We start from the raw sequence: 18,111 nt of genomic DNA, 5'->3' as shown, positions 1-18,111 counted from the left end.
TCTTCGTTGATGGACCCAGCTGGCCCGGCGTTTTCGCGCCGGGCCATTTTTCATGCGTCATTCGTGATTCGTCGTGCCTCGGGCCCGCAGATCAAGCAACCTGACGGCGTTCTCCTTCAGAACGAGCGGCTTTACTTCGGGCTTGATGTCGAGCGTATCGAAGTCTTCGAGCCAGCGGTCGGGGCGGATCAGTGGGAAGTCGGACGCGAACAGCACCTTGTTGCGCAACAGCGTGTTCGCATATTTGACCAGCTCGGGCGAAAAGTACTTCGGCGACCAGCCCGACAGATCGATATACACGTTCGGCTTGTGCAGCGCGATCGACAGCGCCTGCTCCTGCCATGGCCAGGAGGGATGCGCGATCACGATTTTCATGTCGGGGAAGTCGGCGGCGACATCGTCGAGGTAGATCGGCTCCGAATACTTGAGGCGCAAACCGCCGCCGCCGCGCATGCCCGAGCCCATGCCCGAGTGTCCACTGTGAAAAACCGCCGGCAGCTGGTACTCGGCAATCACTTCGTAGAGCGGGTATGCCATGCGGTCGTTGGCGAAGAAACCCTGCATCGTGGGGTGAAACTTGAAACCGCGCACGCCGTGCTCCTCGATGAGCCGCCGCGCTTCGCGCGCGCCGAACTTGCCTTTGTGCGGATCGATGCTCGCGAACGCGATCATGATGTCGCGGTTGTTCTGCGCGAACTCCGCGACCTCTTCGTTCGAAATGCGACGGCGCCCGATGTTCGCTTCGCAGTCGACGGTAAACATCACGAAGCCGATATTGCGCTCCCGATAGTGCTCGATGGTTTCGGGAATGGTCGGGCGGCGCCCTTGCTTGAGCACGGTGCCGAAGTATTTGTCGGCGGCTTCGTCGAATTCTTTGGCAAACAGGTCCGGCGGTTGGCAGCACGACACCTCGGCGTGCACGTGGGTGTCGATGGCCTTCAGTTGATCGATGTTCAATGGGGTCTCCTATGTGTAATTAAAGCTGATGCGTCAGGCTGCGCGAAGATTGCGCACGCACGTCAACAGCAGGTTTTTCAGCATCTGTGAATCGTGTTCATCGATTTCGCCGAGCATCGATTGCTCGACCCTGTCAGCGGCACCGTCGCACTGAGCCAGCAATGTTTCGCCGGCCTTCGTCAGCGACAGCAGCCCGACGCGACGGTTGAGCGGACCGGCCACGCGCGTCACCCATCCATTCGCTTCCATCGATTTGACGACCGCGCTGGCCGCTTGCGGCGTGATCAACGAGCGCTGCGCGAGCTGTGCGTTCGACGAACGTGCGCGCGCCCGCAGCACCGACAGCGCGGTGTATTGCGGCAACGTCAGACCATGCGAGGCAAGCGCTTCGGAAAGCTGCCGCGTGAGAATCTTGTCGAGCTGCCCGGCCAGGTAGCTGAGACGCACCGGAGCGGCAGCGTGCCTTCGATCGCGCAGGTTGCGCAGGTTGCGCCGCGCCGTGGCGCGCGCTGTCGATTCAGACCCTGACGGCTTTCTCGTGATCGTCGGCATAGGCGGTTAGGGGTTTGTACCAAGACTTCGATATTGTACTTTACTTATCAGGTCACCTGATATTAAATTGAGCTCAGGCCGCGAGGGCGGCATTGATACGGAGAAGCAGATGAGTTACGAAGGACGCTGGAAAACGGTCAAGGTCGCGGTCGAAGGCGGAATCGCCTGGGTCACGTTCAATCGTCCGGATAAGCGCAACGCGATGAGCCCGACGCTGAACAAGGAAATGATCGACGTTCTCGAGACGCTCGAACTCGACGCCGAAGCCCAGGTTCTCGTGTTGACCGGCGAAGGCAGTGCATGGACGGCCGGCATGGACCTGAAGGAATATTTCCGCGAAGTGGACGCGGGCCCGGACGTGCTGCAGGAGCGGATTCGCCGCGACGCGAGCCGCTGGCAATGGCAATTGCTGCGCATGTACTCGAAGCCGACGATCGCCATGGTCAACGGCTGGTGCTTCGGCGGCGGCTTCTCTCCGCTCGTCGCCTGCGATCTCGCGATCGCCGCGGACGAAGCCGTGTTCGGCCTGTCCGAAATCAACTGGGGGATTCCGCCGGGCAACCTCGTGAGCAAGGCGATGGCCGATACCGTCGGTCATCGTGAAGCGCTGTACTACATCATGACGGGCGACACCTTCACGGGTCCGCAAGCCGCGAAGATGGGTCTGGTGAACAAAAGCGTGCCGCTCGCGCAACTGCGCGACGAAACGATCGCTCTCGCGGCGAAGCTGCTGAACAAGAACCCGGTCGTGCTGCGCAACGCGAAGCATGGCTTCAAGCGTTCGCGCGAACTCACGTGGGAGCAGAACGAAGATTACCTGTACGCAAAGCTCGACCAGGCGAACTATCGCGATCCGGAAGGCGGCCGCGAACAGGGCCTCAAGCAGTTCCTCGACGACAAGAGCATCAAGCCGGGCTTGCAGACCTACAAGCGCTAAGCGGCGCATTTCAGCAGGACGACTGAGGAGACGAACACATGCATCAGACGAACCTTTTGATTGGCGGCGCGAGACGTGCCGCGTCGAACGGCAAGACCTTCGAGCGCATCAATCCCGCGACGGGGGCGGTTGCCACCCGCGCCGCGGCGGCCACCGTCGAGGATGCCGATGCGGCCGTCGCCGCCGCGGCGCGCGCGTTCCCGGCATGGGCGGCGCTCACGCCGACGGAGCGCCGCAAACGCCTGCTCGCCGCCGCCGTGCGCATGGACGCGCGCACGGCCGAGTTCATCGAGATCGGCGCGGCCGAAACGGGTGCGATGGCGAACTGGTACGGCTTTAACGTCATGCTCGCGGCCAACATGCTGCGCGAAGCCGCGGCGATGACGACGCAGATCGACGGCGCGGTGATTCCGTCCGACGTCCCGGGCAGCCTCGCAATGGCCGTGCGCCAGCCGTGCGGCGTCGTGCTTGGCATGGCGCCGTGGAACGCGCCCGTGATTCTCGCGACGCGCGCGCTCGCCATGCCGCTCGCGTGCGGCAACACGGTCGTGCTGAAGGCATCGGAAGGTTGTCCCGGCGTGCATGCGCTGATCGGCGAAGCGCTGAACGACGCGGGTCTCGGCGAAGGCGTCGTCAACGTGCTCACGCATGCGCCGGAAGACGCGCCCGCGATCGTCGAGCGTCTGGTCGCGAATCCTGCCGTGAAGCGTGTGAATTTCACCGGTTCGACGCGTGTCGGCCGCATCGTCGCCGAGCTGTCCGCGCGCCATCTGAAACCCGCGTTGCTCGAACTGGGCGGCAAGGCGCCGGTGCTCGTGCTCGACGACGCGGACCTCGACGCTGCCGTCGAGGGCATCGCGTTCGGCGCGTTCTTCAATCAAGGGCAGATCTGCATGTCGACGGAACGCGTGATCGTCGATCGCAAGGTTGCCGATGCGTTCGTCGAAAAGCTCGTCGCGAAAGCGCGCACGCTGAAGGCAGGCGATCCGACACAGCCGGGCTCGATCCTCGGCACGCTCGAGAGCGAAGCCGCCGCGCGGCGCATTCGCGCGCTGGTCGAAGACGCCCGCGAAAAGGGTGCGAAGCTGCCGCTCGGTTGCGAAGTGAAAGGCGCGATCATGCAGCCGGTGATCGTGGAGAACGTGACGCGCGAGATGAAGCTTTATGCCGATGAATCGTTCGGCCCCGTGGTGACGGTGCAGCGCGTGGACGGCGACGAAGAGGCGCTGACGGTCGCCAACGATAGCGAGTACGGCTTGTCGGCCGCCGTGTTCAGCCGCGATATCGCGCGCGCGATGAACGTCGCGAAACGCATCGAGTCGGGCATCTGCCACATCAACGGCCCGACCGTGCACGACGAGGCGCAGATGCCGTTCGGCGGCGTGAAGGCGAGTGGTTATGGGCGCTTCGGCAGCAAGGCGTCGATTCCCGAGTTCACCGAGTTGCGCTGGATCACGGTGCAGACGAGTCCGCGTCATTATCCGATCTAGGCGTCGGCTCCCGGCCGCAACGATTGCGGCCACCCCATCCTTGCATGAAATGGCACAATCAGGAGACAGGTTTTGGAATCGGAGCACAGCCACGCAAGCTCTCTGGCGACCGGACACCGGAGCGTCGCCGTCGGAGCACCTTCAGCGCGGATCGAGAAACGCGGCGACTGCTGGTACCTCGAGACACTTGAACCTCTGGGTCCGTTTCCGGAGCGCTTTACGGACCGCCTGCTGAGCGGCGCACGCGCGCATCCCGACCGGCTGCTCGTCGCACGACGCGATGCCGGTGGCGCGTGGCAGGGCATCACGTATGCGCAGATGCTCGAGCGCGCGCGTGCGATCGGGCAGGCGCTGCTCGATCGCGATCTCAGCGCGGAACGCCCGTTGGTGATCCTGTCGGGCAACAGCGTCGAACATATGCAACTCGCACTCGGCGCGATGTGGGCGGGTATCGCTTACGCACCCGTTTCGCCGGCCTATTCGTTGATGTCGGGCGATTACGGAAAGCTGCGCCATGTCCTCGAACTGCTCAAACCGGGTCTGGTCTACGCGGACGATATCGGCGCATACACAGCGGCGCTCGATGCCGCGCTGGGAAGCGACGTCGAACGTGTCAGCGCGGTGCCCGCGCCAAACGCGTCGAGAGTGACGCGCTTCGACGCATTGCTCGACACGGCCCCGCGCGACGTCGACGCTGCCAACGCGCGCGTGAACGGCGACACGATTGCGAAGTTCCTGTTCACGTCCGGCTCGACGAACCTGCCGAAAGCCGTGCCGACGACGCATCGCATGCTGGGCGCAAACCAGCAGATGCTGCTCGAAACCTTTCCGCAGTTCGGCATCGAGCCGCCGGTCCTCGTCGACTGGCTGCCGTGGAATCACACGTTCGGCGGCAGCCACAACGTCGGCATCGTGCTGTACAACGGCGGCACGCTCTATATCGACGACGGCAAGCCCGTGGCCGGCAAATTCGACGAGACGCTGCGCAATCTGCGTGAGGTCGCGCCGACCATCTACTTCAACGTGCCGAAGGGTTGGGAAGAACTGACCATCGCGCTGGAAAAGGATGCGGCGCTGCGCGAGCGGTTTTTCTCGCGCGTGAAGATGTATTTCTTCGCGGGCGCCGGTCTGTCGCAGGCGGCGTGGGAGCGTCTCGAGCGCGTAACGCTCGAACATTGCGGAGAACGCATCCGCATCATGGCCGGGCTCGGCATGACCGAGACCGCGCCGTCGTGTCTGTTCACGACGGGACCGGTATCGTGCGCCGGCTATATCGGCTTGCCGCCGCCCGGGTGCCAGGCCAAGCTCGCGCCCGTCGATGGCAAATTCGAAGCGCGCTTTCGCGGCCCTCACGTGATGGGCGGTTACTGGCGAACATCGCCGGCGCTTCAGAGCAGCGTGTTCGACGACGAAGGCTACTACCGCACAGGAGACGCCGTGCGTTTCGTCGACCCGCAACGTCCCGAACTGGGCCTGATGTTCGATGGCCGCATTGCGGAGGACTTCAAGCTTGCGTCTGGAACGTTCGTCAGCGTCGGGCCGATGCGCGCGCGCATCATCAGCGAAGGGGCGCCCTACGTTCAGGATGCCGTCATTACGGGGATGAATCGCGACGAAGTGGGCGCGATGATTTTTCCGCGCCTCGACGCGTGTCGCTCGTTGGCGGGTTCGCCCGCGGATGCGAGCGCCGAGGATGTGCTCAACACGGCCGCCGTGCGCGACTTCTTCAGCGAGCTCGTCGCGCGGCTGAATCGGAGTGCGACAGGCAGTGCCTCGTTCATTGCCCGCATGCACCTGCTGAGCGTGCCGCCGTCGCTCGACCTCGGCGAGATCACCGACAAAGGCTCGATCAATCAGCGCGCCGTGCTCCAGCACCGGGCCGCGCTCGTGGAAGCAATGCACGAAGCCGACGCCGCCGACGCGACCGTGATCCATGCGCGCAGAGGCAGCTAGTCCAGGGACAGGAACAAATGAAGTTGACTTACAAGGCGCCGCTACGCGACATGCGCTTCGTGATGGACGAGTGGCTCGACGCCACTTCGTGGTGGCGCGACGTGCCCGACTGGCAAGACCTCGACTCGCAGACCGCGCAGCAGGTGCTCGAGGAAGCGGCGCGTTTCGTCGAGGAGCGCATCGCGCCGCTCAACGCGAGCGCCGATCTCGAAGGATGTCGTTTCGACGCGGGCAAGGTGACGACGCCCGCGGGCTTTCGCGAGTCCTACGCGGAATTCGTCGAAGCGGGTTGGCCGACATTATCGCTCGACACCGGGCACGGCGGACAGGGCCTGCCGCAGCTTCTCGACGTCGCGCTTCAGGAAATGCTCGCGGGCGCCAACCATGCATGGTTGATGTCGCCCGGGCTCACGCACGGCGCGACGGCATGCTTGCAGACGTATGGCAGCGAACGCGTGAAACAGGCATTGCTGCCGAAAGTCGCGAGTGGTGAGTGGCTATCGACGATGTGTCTGACCGAGCCCCAGGCCGGCAGCGATGTCGGCCTGATCCGTTCGCGCGCGGCTGTGCCAGGAGTCCGATCCGCCGGTTCGTGCCGCCGGCGCGAAGCTCGCAGAGCTAGCACAGACAGTGGAGAGCACGACACGGTCGATCAAGGCACGCCACGCGCAAGACCCGGAGACGGCATACCGGGTCGCGGACGACTATCTCGCGATGCTTGGCTGGATGCTGCTGGCGTTCGCATGGGCGCGCACGCTGCGAATTGCGACGCCGCAATGCGAGGCGGAAACGTTCTATGTGGAGAAGCGGGAGACGGGCCGCTTCTTCTTCGACTACCCGCTCGCGGCCTTCGCTTATCGCCGCAGCCTCGTTGAAGCCGGGTGCGAGGCAACGCTGCCGTACGTTTGAAAGTCAGCTTGAGCAACACCTGCCTGATCAATACCGCTCGGCCACGTATTTAAACGGATAGTCTGGTTCCTTGTATCCGTCGGGCTTTTGCCGTTTCGGCAGCGAGACCTTCTTGCGGGCAGGCTGCTTGTACGGAATCCTCTGAAGCATGTCGCTGATGATGTTCAGTCGCGCGCGCCGCTTGTCGTTTGAATTCGCTATGAACCACGAAGCATAGTCGGTGTCCGACGCCGCGAGCATCTCATCGCGGGCACGCGAGTAGTCATACCATCGGCTATAGGATTTCAGGTCCATCTCGGTCAGTTTCCAGATCTTGCGACCGTCGTGGATGCGTGCCTCGAGACGTCGGGTCTGTTCCTCGGGGCTGACCTCGAGCCAGTACTTGAGGAGGAGGACCCCGGATTCGACGATCGCCCGCTCGACGAGCGGCACGGCCTTGAAGAACGTCTGCACGTCCTCCTCGGAGCAGAAACCCATCACGCGCTCGACGCCCGCGCGGTTGTACCAGCTGCGGTCGAAAATGACGATCTCGCCCGCGGCCGGCAAGTGCGGCACGTAGCGCTGCATATACATCTGGCTTTTTTCACGTTCGCTAGGTGCGGGCAATGCAACGACGCGGAAGACGCGCGGACTGACGCGCTCGGTCATCGCCTTGATCGTGCCGCCTTTGCCCGCGCCGTCACGTCCCTCGAAGACGACGCAGACCTTGCTTCCCGTTTGCACGACCCATTCCTGCAGCTTGACCAGCTCGACATGCAGATCGAAAAGCGCCTTGCGATATTCCTTGTACGACAGCGCCCTGTCTTGCTCGGGCTGCTCGTTGTCCGACTTCGTTTTGGCCATTCTCTTCTCCCCAGCGCGGACTGTTCCAGCCTACTACGCAATGATCCATTCCCACGGTAGAGCGCGACGCGAACCAGGGCCATACGACCTTGGTCCAATATCGCCGGTACAGGGCGCGCTGTATGCTGCGGGCGTCCGCTCGCGCCTGCCCGATCCGACTGTCCTCGTCACGCCTCATCCGTATGCCAGCAACGGGCGGGTTCGGTTCACGTCATCGCCACGGGAGGCCTCATGGATGCCACGGGTCACACGGAGCAGGAAAACTTCGGCGATAGGGAGCCGGTTCTCGATGTCGTCGATCGAGTGTGCGAGTTATGTTTCGGCCTCTTCATGGCGCTGACGTTCGTCGGCACCGTCTCGGCCGTCGGCGCGGGTGCCGACGCGGGGCACAAGATGTTCTACACCGCGCTCGGCTGCAATCTCGCATGGGGCCTCGCGGACGCGGTGATGTTCCTCGTGCGTACGCTGGTGGCTCGCGGTAGGCGTGTGACGCTTGCGCATTCCGTGCGAAGCCAGCCGAATGCGGCCGCGGGCGTTCGGACGCTTCACGACGCAATGGCCGCGTGGCTCAGACCGTTGATCGGCGATACGGAGCTCGAGTCCATCCGCAGGCGTGTTGCGGCGCGGCCGGATCTGCCGCCGCGGGCAGTATTCGTGCGCGACGATTTCATCGCCGCCGCGGCTATCTTTGTGCTCGTAGTAGCCGCAACATTCCCGGTCGCGTTGCCCTTCGTGCTGTTCGCGAACGTTCCGACGGCGTTGATCGCCTCCCGTGTCTTGACCATCGCGATGTTATTCGGCAGCGGCATGGCGCTGGGGCATTACGCGGGATTTCGCGGCTGGCAGGCCGGCCTTGCGATGGCGGCGGTCGGCGTCCTGCTCACCGTGGCGATCATCGCGCTCGGCGGATGATCGAGGTCGGCCCCGCCAATCAGCTTCGCTGGCTTCGCGTTTCATTCATCATCGACACCGCGCTTCCTGTAAGACCAAGGTCCGATTCCGCAGCGGTTTCAGCGTGACATCATGTATCTGCAAGCGTTGTAGTCGTCGCATCCGGATACCGAAGAAAATCGACGCGCGGCGATGGCATTGATGGTTCCTTGGGCGGCTATGCCGCTTCACGGCGGAGAAAAAAGATCGAGGCTTCCAGCCATCAGGACTGGCGACTCGGATCGTAACCAGAACGGAGTCGATAGTGAACAGACGGAACTTTGTGCACACGCTCGCGCTTACATCCATGGCCGCGAGTCTGGCTTTGGCGGGTTGCACGACGACCGGAGGCAGTGGCGAGAGCACCACTACCGACGCCGCCAAACGGGAGGAGATCGACGCGGCCGTGAACGGTGCGCTGTCGAAATTGTTCGATACGGTGCAAGGCTCGCACGAGCTCGTATCGAAGGCGCAGGGCGTGCTGGTGTTTCCTTCGGTGAAGAAGGCGGCGTTCATCGTCGGTGGCGAGTACGGCGAAGGGGCATTGCGCGTCGGCGGAGCGACGGTCGGCTATTACAGTACCGCCGCGGCATCGTTCGGATTGCAGGCCGGCGCGCAGTCGACCGCCGTGTTCTTCCTGTTCATGACGAAAGATTCGCTCGAGAAATTCCGCAACGCGAAGGGCTGGTCGGTGGGCGCCGATGCTTCGGTTTCACTGCTGAAGGTCGGCGCTACCGGCGCGGTCGATACCTCGTCGGCGACCGCCGAGGTCGTCGCGATGGTCTTGACAAATACGGGCCTAATGGCAGACCTGTCGCTGGCCGGCACCAAGGTTACGCGCATGAATCTGTAACAGGGCGCGGCAAGCAGCGGCATTCGATCGAATCGTCATGGCGCTGTCACACGGTGGCGCGTCTATCGCGTGTTGCGCGGTTTCGCTACAGCCAGGCCGCGCGACACGCTACGCGTGCCTTGGCACGGTGACGCGCAGTGGATAGTTTTTTGGCGGACTCACCTCGCCAAGCCTCCCTATCATCCCTCCCGTTGTTCCCACGAAATGCTGCGAGCCAGATGCGCTCGCGACTCGCAGCCACGCTGCCTGTAATCCGCACTGACCGTCCTGTTTATTCAATACCGGTAGAAAAGACGAAGCCGAAACACGCGTTCTCGCCGCGGCGCTGCGTTTAGTCATCTGCCTGGCATAATTTTATTTTTTGTGGTCGATGAATGAAAATGATTCGCACTGGAATAGCGGGCGATAAAAGCGTTGACTTGCTTCAAAAAAACCTATCGCCGACCAATTAATTAAATTTGAGAATTAGCGTTGGGTATACCCGCTGACTCTGCGATTCGCGATGCATGAAAGCTTTACGGTTGGAAGTTTTCATCTGAAAGCGCTATCTCGCCGGGCTTCACGGGCTAGTGCAAATCCGTCACGGCGCAGGGGAACATTGCCGCTCGTACGGCGACGTTGCCAGTTGCTAACTTTCCTGTGCGTGCAAACGGACGGCACGGACACTGCCTTGCCCGGCAATAATTAACTGCCTAACAAACTCTGTCGGCATTTTCCGATTGATGGCGGACAACGCAGAACACTATTGAGTAGTTTCCCGAGTAAGCGGCATAAATTAAGGTAACCCTTCGGTAAGTGATTCTGGATAGCCTATACTGACTTCCAGCCACCAGACGTGCGAAGTATCGATTGTGAAGTCAATTATGTGGTTCGAAGCCCAAAGATAAAGACGTCGCAGTTGTACGGAATCCGTTCGCACTGGACCCGGAGGTGCCAATGATTAATCTGATCGTGCGTGGCAGACACCTGGCGATCGGGGTAGCGGGAATTCTCACGGCGCTGAACGCGCAACCGCGCCACATGGGTCAAAGCGGCCCGTCACAGATCGACGCTACGCGCAACGACGGTGCTCCACTGTCCGGGCGCGACCCTTCCAGACAGTCTTCACCCAGGCATCACCGGTTTCAGCGCGCTCGCAGTATCTCCGGCGTGTCGAGCCGACAGAGTACCCGCGATACCCACGAGCCGCCGTACGCGTTGCCGGCATGGCGGCGCTGTGTCGCCGCTTGCGCGTCGTGGCTGCGAGGCGAAGGCGACAGCAGCACGCGGCGCATGCTCGAAGCGAGAATGCCGCTGTGCGAGACGCTCGAAATGTTGCCGGTTCCGATCGTCACGGTCGATCAGCGGGACCAGATCATCTTCGCGAACACGCGGGCGGCGCAACTGTTCGGCTACACGAGGGAAGAGCTGATCGGCGCGCCGACCGCCAAGCTGTTTCCGATCGATGGCATCAATGCCGATCGGTCGGCCTCAGGCAAGCGTGGCGCGAAGATACAAATCCCCGGCGTCACGACCACGCAGATTCTGATCGCGCGGCGGCGCGATGGGGGCGGCTTTCACGCGGAGGCGGAAACCACGCGATGCCGCGTGCACGATCAGGAATTGCGGATCACCGCGATAGCGGAATGCAGTGCGTGCGGCGAACTCGATGGAAATACGAGGGATCTCGCGCATCTCGCGCGCGTTTCTTCATTGGGCGAACTCGCCGGATCGCTCGCGCACGAGTTGAAGCAGCCGCTTACCGCGATCCTGTTCAACGCGCAAGCCGCACGCAAATTCATGGATGCGGAGACGACCAACGTAGTGGAACTGCGCGAAGCGCTCGAAGACATCGTGGCCGACAATTGCCGCGCGAACGAGGTGCTGCAAAAGATTCGCGCATTGGTACGCAAAGGCGATGTCGAGTTGCAGTTGCTGGACGTCGGCAACGTCGTGCGCGACATCGCGACGCTCGTGCACAGCGATGCGTTGACGCGCAGCGTGCGCACGAGCTTCGACATTCCGAACAATCTGGCGCTGATTTGCGGCGACAAGGTTCAGCTTCAGCAGGTGATCCTGAACCTGCTGCTCAACGCTTTCGACGCGGTCAAGGATTGCCCTGCCGCGGACCGCCTCGTCGAAACGACAGCGCGTGAGGAAGCGGACGGACTGATACGGATAACGGTAAAAGATCGCGGCCAGGGCCTCGATGTCGACAGCATGGAAAGGATTTTCCGGCCATTTTTCACCACCAAACCGCAGGGGCTCGGACTGGGTCTTTCGATCAGCCGCACGATCGTCACGGCGCACCGCGGCCGGCTGTGGGCGGAAAACAACGAGGGCAAAGGGGCATCGTTTCACGTCACGCTTCCCGTCGCGACCGATATCCGACAGAGACTCGTGCCCCGATCATCATGAACCAGACCAACACTCGCGTCTTCGTCGTCGACGATGACGACAGCGTGCGCAGCGCGCTCGCCCGCTTGCTGCGCGCCTCCGGCTACCAGGTCGAATGCTTCGACAGTCCTGAGGCCTTTCTCGAACGAGCCGATCTGACGAGCATGCCAGCCTGCCTCGTTCTCGACCTGCAGATGCCGGGCATGACGGGACTCGAAGTGCAGCGCAAGCTCGATCGGCTGCTGCCGATCGTATTCCTGACCGGGCACGGCGACATCGGCTCGAGCGTCGACGCGATGAAAGGCGGAGCGGTCGACTTTCTGCCCAAGCCGGTGCGCGACTCGCTGTTGCTCGCCGCGGTGGATCGCGCGCTCGCGCGCGCGTGTGTGGAAAGCAGGCGGCGCCACGAACGCGAGGAAATAGAAGAGCGGATGCGGCATCTGACCCGCCGCGAACGCGAAGTCATGGAACTCGTCGTGACTGGCCGCCTGAACAAACAGGTTGCGAGCGATCTGGGCGCGGCCGAAAAAACGATCAAGATTCATCGGGCCCGCGTGATGGAGAAGATGAAGGCCCGATCGATCGTCGACCTCGTTCATCTGGTGCGAAAGGGCGGCGTTTGTACGGCCGACGAAGAATAATCGCCCGAACCAGGCGCCGACTCCCGCGTTGCGCCGCCACTTTCAGCGGCGCTGGCCGATACCGCTAGTGGACCAAAGTCTTATATCTCATTGGGGTTTCAACCAGTACGCTAAGGCATCAGTGGTCCACTTTCCGGAGCGACTGCGCGTTCGCGCTGTCATATGGTCAACCCTAACCAATTCGTTGCGGTGGTCGACGATGACGAGTCGGTGTGCCGAGCCATCAAGCGTTTGCTGCATTCCGAAGGTATCAGGGCGGAGACGTTTTGCAGCGGTGACGAGTTCTTGAATGCGCTTGTGGCAATTCCGTCGTATCGGCCTGCCTGCGTGATTCTGGACGTCCAGATGCCGGGAACCAACGGCCTGGAAGTTCAGCGTCAGCTCGCGCAAATGGGCGTGCCGGTCATCGTGATTACCGCCTATGACGATCTCTCCGTCCGCCAGAGCGCGCTCGCGGCCGGTGCGGCCGCGTATCTGCGCAAGCCTTTCACCAGCGCGATTCTGTTCAAGGCGGTCGAGGTGGCCATCGGCGGTCCGCCGACACCCTGAACGCGCGTCTTCGCGCCGGATGATATGAGACCAAGGTCCGATTGTCGCCGTTTCTTCGGACCACCAAACTGAACTCAGTCAACGCGTCGAACCGAACGCCGGCTGCGCCGCACCGAACTCGAAACCGGACAGGTTGCGGCGCGTGCGTGCCTTTGCGCGTGCGATGCGCCGCGCGGAGTGCGGCAGCGTTCAAGGATAAAAGCGGGAGCGCACGTGATGAAATCAATTTCGGTTTGTCTCGCGATTCTTCTCGGTACCGCTGCGATGCAGGTGGGCGCGGCGGACTTCGACGGCAGCAAGCGGCTGATCTGCGCGACGATCGACGCGCACGCCTGCGATCCGGGCATCGCCTGCACGCGCGCGTTGCCCGCGGATCTCGGTCTGCCGAAATTCCTGACTCTCGATTTCGACAAACGCGCGGTCGTCGGTCCCGCGCGCACGACGCCGATGCTGTCGGTCACCAAGGACGCGGATCAGCTCCTGATCCTCGGCAATGAGATGGGCTTTGGCTGGACGCTGGTCGTCGATTCGACGGACGGCGAGATGACGCTGACGATCGCGAACAGAAACGATGCCTTCGTGCTGTTCGGCAACTGCACGCCTTTGTGATCAGGCGGAGTGCGCGATGAAAACCGTACCCGTGTCCCTGGCCTCGCCGCGGCCACATTCTCGCGGCGCTCTCCCATTGCTCGCCGTCGTCGCGGCGCTGACGCTGCTCACGTTGCTCGCGTCGTGCAAGAAGGCGCCACCGCCGCCGGTCGTCGCCGCGCCGGAAGTGACCGTGATGACGGTGACGCAGCAGGACACGCCGGTCGACTTCGAATTTACGGCGCAAACGCAGAGTTCGCGTGAAGTCGAGATCCGCGCGCGGGTGGACGGCTTCCTCGACAAGCGCATGTACACCGAAGGCGCGTTGGTCAAGGCGGGACAAACGATGTTCCAGATGGACCGCAAGCCGTTCGAGGCCGCGCTGCGGACCGCGAAAGGGCAACTGGCCCAGCAGGAGGCGCGTCTCGAAGTCGCCAAGGCCAATCTCGCGCGCGTGGTGCCGTTGGCGGCGCAGAACGCGTTGAGCAAGAAGGATCTCGACGACGCGGTCGGCAACGAGAAGCAAAGCGCCGCCGCCGTGATCGCCGCCCAGGGCGAAGTCGACACCGCGCTGCTGAACCTCAGCTACACGACGATCAAGTCGCCGCTGAACGGCCTGGCGAGTTTCGCGCGTCTGCAGGATGGCAGCTACGTGACGGCGACCACGAACGGTTTGCTGACCTACGTGTACCAGCTCGATCCGATGTGGGTGAACTTCAGCATCTCCGAGAACGAAATGCTGAAGTACCGGGATGACATTGCGGCAGGACATCTGCGATTTCCCGCGCACAACGATTTCTCCGTGCATCTGATTCTCGCCGACGGCTCGCCCTATGCCGAGCAAGGTCAGATCGACTTCGCGAACCCGGCGTTCAGTACCGAAACGGGAACCTTCCTCGTGCGCGCGACCTTCCAAAACCCGCAGGGCACGTTGCGCCCCGGCCAGTTCGTGCGGGCCCGCGTTTCCGGTGCGATCCGGCCCAATGCGACGCTCGTGCCGCAGCGCGCGGTGTTGCAGGGCGCGAAGAGCCACTTCGTGTGGGTCGTCGATAGCGACTCGAAGGCGCATCAGCGCGTCGTCGAAGTCGGCGACTGGCAGGGCGATAACTGGTTTATTTCCGACGGACTCAAGGCGGGCGAGCGCATCGTCGTGGACGGCGCGCTGCGCGTTACCGCGGATTCGCAGCTGAAAATCATCAAAACCCTGGCGGCCGGCGGGAAAAGCCAGGCGGCGGTGGCGACCGCTGCATCGCAAGGCGCCGCGGCAGCGCCCGCCGCCGAGTGACGGGGCAGTCGCCATGAACATTTCGCGCTACTGCATCGATCGGCCGATTTTCGCGTCAGTCATTTCGATCGTCATCACGCTCGGCGGCGCATTGGCGATGTTCTCGCTGCCGGTCGCGCAGTACCCCGACATCACGCCGCCGCAGATCACGGTGTCCGCCACTTATCCGGGCGCCAGCGCCGAGGTCGTCGCGAACAACGTCGCCGCACCGATCGAACAGCAGGTCAATGGCGCGGACAACATGATCTACATGAACTCGTCGAGTTCGTCGACCGGCAGTATGACGCTCAACGTGTACTTCCAGATCGGCACGAACCCCGAACTGGCCCAGGTCGACGTGCAGAACCGCGTGAATCTCGCGCTGCCGCAACTGCCGCAATCGGTCCAGGCGCAGGGCATTCAGGTACAGAAAAAGTCGCAGGCGTTCATGATGGTGATCGCGATCTATTCGCCCACCAACCGCTACGATTCGACGTATATCGCGAACTTTACGAACATCTACGTGCTTGACGCGATCAAGCGGATTCCGGGCGCGAACCAGTCGAGTATCTTCGGCACGCCAGACTACGCGATGCGGATCTGGCTGAAGCCCGACCGGATGGCCCAGCTGGGCGTGACGGCCGCCGACGTGCAACGGGTCGTCGCGAACCAGAACCAGCAGTTCGCGGTGGGCAGTATCGGACAGTCGCCGACCAGCGGAGCGGTCCAGCAATCGTTCGCGGTCACGACCACGGGGCGCCTCGCCGAGCCTTCGCAGTTCGACAACATCATCGTGCGCGCCGCGAGCGGCGGCGCGGCGATCGTGCGGCTCAAGGACATCGGCCGCGCCGAGCTCGGCCAGAAAGACTACTCGATTCGCAGCCGCTTCCAGGGCAAGCCGGCCACCGTGCTCGCCGTGTATCAGCAGCCGGGCGCCAACGCGCTCGACGTGGCGAAGCAGGTGCGCGCGACACTCGCGGAACTGAAGAAGTCGTTTCCGGAAGGCATGACCTACGAAATCGCGATGGACACGACCGAGTTCACGCGAGCGTCGATCTCGGACGTGATCCATACGTTCTTCGAAGCGCTGGTACTCGTCGTGATCGTGGTGTTCGTATTCCTGCAAAGCCTTCGCGCGACGCTGATTCCGATCATCGCGGTGCCGGTGTCGATCGTCGGCACCTGCATGTTCATGCTGCTGCTCGGCTTTTCGATCAACATGCTGACCTTGTTCGGCATGGTGCTCGCGATCGGTATCGTCGTCGACGACGCGATCGTCGTGATCGAGAACGTCGAGCGCAACATGACGGTGTACAAGCTGTCACCGAAAGACGCCTCGAAGAAGGCGATGGACGAAGTCGCCGGCCCGGTCGTGGCGATCGTGCTGGTGCTGTGCGCGGTGTTCGTGCCGGTCGCGTTTCTCGGCGGTATCACCGGACAGATGTACAAGCAGTTCGCGATCACGATCGCGATTTCGGTGGTGCTGTCCGGCATCGTCGCACTGACCTTGTCACCGGCGCTCGCCGCGTTGCTGCTGAAAAGCACGCACCACGAGAAGAAGGGCTTTTTCCGCTGGTTCGACAATCAGTTCGCCCGCATGACGTCGGGCTATACACGCGCGGTCAAGCTCATCATCAAGCGCTTTGTCATGGGGCTCGTGTTCTTCGCGGCGATGATCGTGCTGGCGGTGCTGATGGTGCGCTCGATTCCGTCGGCGTTCCTGCCGCCTGAAGACCAGGGTTATCTGCTCGGCGCGGTCATCATGCCGGACGCGGCTAGCCTCGACCGCACCGGCCAGGTGTCGCAAGTCATCACTGACTATTTCATGAAACAGGAGGCGGTCGGCAGCATCACCACGGTCGATGGTTTCAGCCTGCTCGACAGCCAGAACAAGAACAATGCCGGCACCTTCTTCGTCGGTCTGAAGAGCTTCGACGAACGCTATACGCGCGCCAACCGCGCGACGCAGAACGCGCGCCAGGTGCTGCTCGACGCGTATCGCCACTTCGCGAACGTCCAGGAGGGCATTATTCTGCCGGTCAACCCGCCGTCGATTCCGGGGCTCGGCACGACAGGCGGCACGGAGGTGTGGATTCAGAGCAAGGGGGATGCTTCCATCGCACAGCTCGCGGGCGTGGCCGACCAGTTCGTGCAGAAAGCGCGGGCGCGCAAAGAGCTGACCGGCGTCACGATGACCTTCAATGCGGCGTCGCGGCAACTGCTGGTCGACGTGGATCGCGACAAGTCGGAGACGCTCGGCGTGCCGATCGAAGACGTCTATAGCTCGATGCAGACGATGTTCGGCTCGCTGTACGTATCGCAGTTCAACCGCTCGAGCCGGCTGTGGCAGGTGATCCTGCAGGCGGACCCGCGGTATCGCCTGAAGCCTACTGATCTCGATCAGATCTTCGTGCGCAGCACGAACGGCACGATGGTGCCGATCAAGTCGGTGGCAAGCTATCGCTTTACGACGGGCCCGGACCTCGTCACGCGATTCAATAATTTCCCGGCCATCAAGGTCACGGCGAATGCCGCGCCGGGCTACAGCTCCGGACAGGTGATCTCGACGCTGGAACAGATCGCCGCGCAGATGCCGGAAGGCTACGACGTGGCATGGAGCGGCGAAGCATTCGAAGAACGGCAGTCGGGCGGCACGTCCGGGCTGGTGTTCGTGTTCGGTCTCGTGATGGTGTTCCTGATCCTCGCCGCGCAGTACGAGAAGTGGTCGCTGCCGGTCGGTGTGCTGATGGCGGTGCCGTTCGCGCTGTTCGGCGCGCTGCTCGCGATCATGCTGCGCGGCCTGTCCAACGACGTCTACTTCCAGATCGGTTTGACGATGCTGGTCGCGCTCGCCGCGAAGAACGCGATCCTGATCTTCGAATTCGCGGTGCTCAATCGCGAGACCGGCGCCTCGGTGTTCGACGCGACGATGACCGCGGCGGAAGAACGGCTGCGCCCGATCGTGATGACCTCGCTCGCGTTCATTCTCGGCTGCGTGCCGCTCGCGATCGCGACGGGCGCGTCGGCCAACAGCCGTCATTCGATCGGCACCGGTGTGATCGGTGGCATGTTGGGCGCGACGGCGATCGCCGTATTCTTCATCCCGATGTTCTATTACCTGCTCGAAACCATGTCGTCGCGCTCGAAGGGAGGCAAAAAGCCGACGCCGGGCGTGGAGCCCAGCGGCGGCGCAGGACGCGAACCCTCGGCGGTGCCGGGGCCCGGTGCGTCGAGCGAGGCGCCGTCCGCGCCGCAGGCAGGTGAATGAC

At 62.8% G+C, this 18,111-nt stretch carries 15 protein-coding genes and 1 pseudogene; 13 read left to right on the top strand and 3 right to left on the bottom strand.

Annotation, left to right across the window (positions count from 1 at the left end):
• Nucleotides 1-57 precede the first annotated feature (57 nt).
• On the bottom strand, nt 58-957 hold the full coding sequence (locus tag F6X40_RS31525; protein ID WP_187630513.1) for an amidohydrolase family protein: 900 nt from the start codon (nt 955-957) through the stop codon (nt 58-60).
• A 33-nt stretch (nt 958-990) separates the two neighbouring features.
• Nucleotides 991-1,404, bottom strand: coding sequence for a MarR family winged helix-turn-helix transcriptional regulator (locus tag F6X40_RS31520; RefSeq protein WP_311539611.1), 414 nt, complete (start codon nt 1,402-1,404; stop codon nt 991-993).
• A gap of 214 nt (nt 1,405-1,618) precedes the next feature.
• Here F6X40_RS31520 and F6X40_RS31515 point away from each other — a divergent pair, with 214 nt between their 5' ends.
• From F6X40_RS31515 to F6X40_RS42745, 5 genes and pseudogenes are all read left to right on the top strand, one after another.
• Nucleotides 1,619-2,446: a p-hydroxycinnamoyl CoA hydratase/lyase gene (locus F6X40_RS31515; RefSeq protein WP_090810398.1), complete on the top strand. Its 828-nt coding sequence runs from the start codon at nt 1,619-1,621 to the stop codon at nt 2,444-2,446.
• A gap of 38 nt (nt 2,447-2,484) precedes the next feature.
• On the top strand, nt 2,485-3,936 hold the full coding sequence (locus tag F6X40_RS31510) for an aldehyde dehydrogenase (protein WP_187630512.1): 1,452 nt from the start codon (nt 2,485-2,487) through the stop codon (nt 3,934-3,936).
• 72 nt (nt 3,937-4,008) lie between these two features.
• A complete protein-coding gene (locus F6X40_RS31505; RefSeq protein ID WP_187630511.1) occupies nt 4,009-5,889 on the top strand; it encodes a feruloyl-CoA synthase in 1,881 nt (626 codons plus the stop codon).
• 17 nt (nt 5,890-5,906) lie between these two features.
• Nucleotides 5,907-6,323 (top strand): annotated as a pseudogene (locus F6X40_RS42750) (acyl-CoA dehydrogenase N-terminal domain-containing protein); the annotation flags it as partial.
• Nucleotides 6,324-6,519: 196 nt separating this feature from the next.
• A complete protein-coding gene (locus F6X40_RS42745) occupies nt 6,520-6,798 on the top strand; it encodes an acyl-CoA dehydrogenase C-terminal domain-containing protein (protein ID WP_311539612.1) in 279 nt (92 codons plus the stop codon).
• Between the two features lie 27 nt (nt 6,799-6,825).
• On the opposite strand, the gene ppk2 is transcribed toward F6X40_RS42745, so the two are convergent.
• The gene (gene ppk2 / locus F6X40_RS31495) at nt 6,826-7,641 is read right to left on the bottom strand and encodes a polyphosphate kinase 2 (RefSeq protein WP_184064507.1); all 816 of its coding nucleotides are present in this window, start codon (nt 7,639-7,641) and stop codon (nt 6,826-6,828) included.
• Nucleotides 7,642-7,872: 231 nt separating this feature from the next.
• Here ppk2 and F6X40_RS31490 point away from each other — a divergent pair, with 231 nt between their 5' ends.
• From F6X40_RS31490 to F6X40_RS31455, 8 genes are all read left to right on the top strand, one after another.
• Nucleotides 7,873-8,553 carry a hypothetical protein gene (locus F6X40_RS31490; protein WP_187630510.1) on the top strand — a complete coding sequence of 227 codons (681 nt, stop codon included), beginning with the start codon at nt 7,873-7,875 and terminating at the stop codon, nt 8,551-8,553.
• A gap of 283 nt (nt 8,554-8,836) precedes the next feature.
• Entirely contained in the window at nt 8,837-9,424 is a 588-nt protein-coding gene (locus F6X40_RS31485; RefSeq protein ID WP_410452552.1) for a YSC84-related protein, read from the top strand.
• A gap of 936 nt (nt 9,425-10,360) precedes the next feature.
• A complete protein-coding gene (locus F6X40_RS31480) occupies nt 10,361-11,821 on the top strand; it encodes a sensor histidine kinase (RefSeq protein ID WP_187630509.1) in 1,461 nt (486 codons plus the stop codon).
• A complete protein-coding gene (locus F6X40_RS31475; RefSeq protein ID WP_187630508.1) occupies nt 11,818-12,441 on the top strand; it encodes a response regulator transcription factor in 624 nt (207 codons plus the stop codon). Before F6X40_RS31480 ends, F6X40_RS31475 begins: the two co-directional genes overlap by 4 nt.
• Nucleotides 12,442-12,603: 162 nt before the next feature.
• Nucleotides 12,604-12,990: a response regulator transcription factor gene (locus tag F6X40_RS31470; RefSeq protein WP_184061877.1), complete on the top strand. Its 387-nt coding sequence runs from the start codon at nt 12,604-12,606 to the stop codon at nt 12,988-12,990.
• A 216-nt stretch (nt 12,991-13,206) separates the two neighbouring features.
• Nucleotides 13,207-13,599 (top strand): hypothetical protein, encoded by a 393-nt coding sequence (locus F6X40_RS31465; protein WP_184064517.1) that lies wholly within the window; start codon nt 13,207-13,209, stop codon nt 13,597-13,599.
• A 16-nt stretch (nt 13,600-13,615) separates the two neighbouring features.
• Entirely contained in the window at nt 13,616-14,863 is a 1,248-nt protein-coding gene (locus tag F6X40_RS31460) for an efflux RND transporter periplasmic adaptor subunit (protein ID WP_187630507.1), read from the top strand.
• Between the two features lie 13 nt (nt 14,864-14,876).
• Entirely contained in the window at nt 14,877-18,110 is a 3,234-nt protein-coding gene (locus F6X40_RS31455) for an efflux RND transporter permease subunit (RefSeq protein ID WP_187630506.1), read from the top strand.
• Nucleotide 18,111 lies beyond the last annotated feature (1 nt).

This window comes from Paraburkholderia sp. UCT31 (assembly GCF_014397655.1).
In the GTDB taxonomy this organism is placed as follows: Bacteria; Pseudomonadota; Gammaproteobacteria; order Burkholderiales; family Burkholderiaceae; genus Paraburkholderia; species Paraburkholderia tuberum.
Note: the sequence above shows the minus strand (reverse complement) of the source record. Positions and strands in the feature narration are given on the sequence as shown.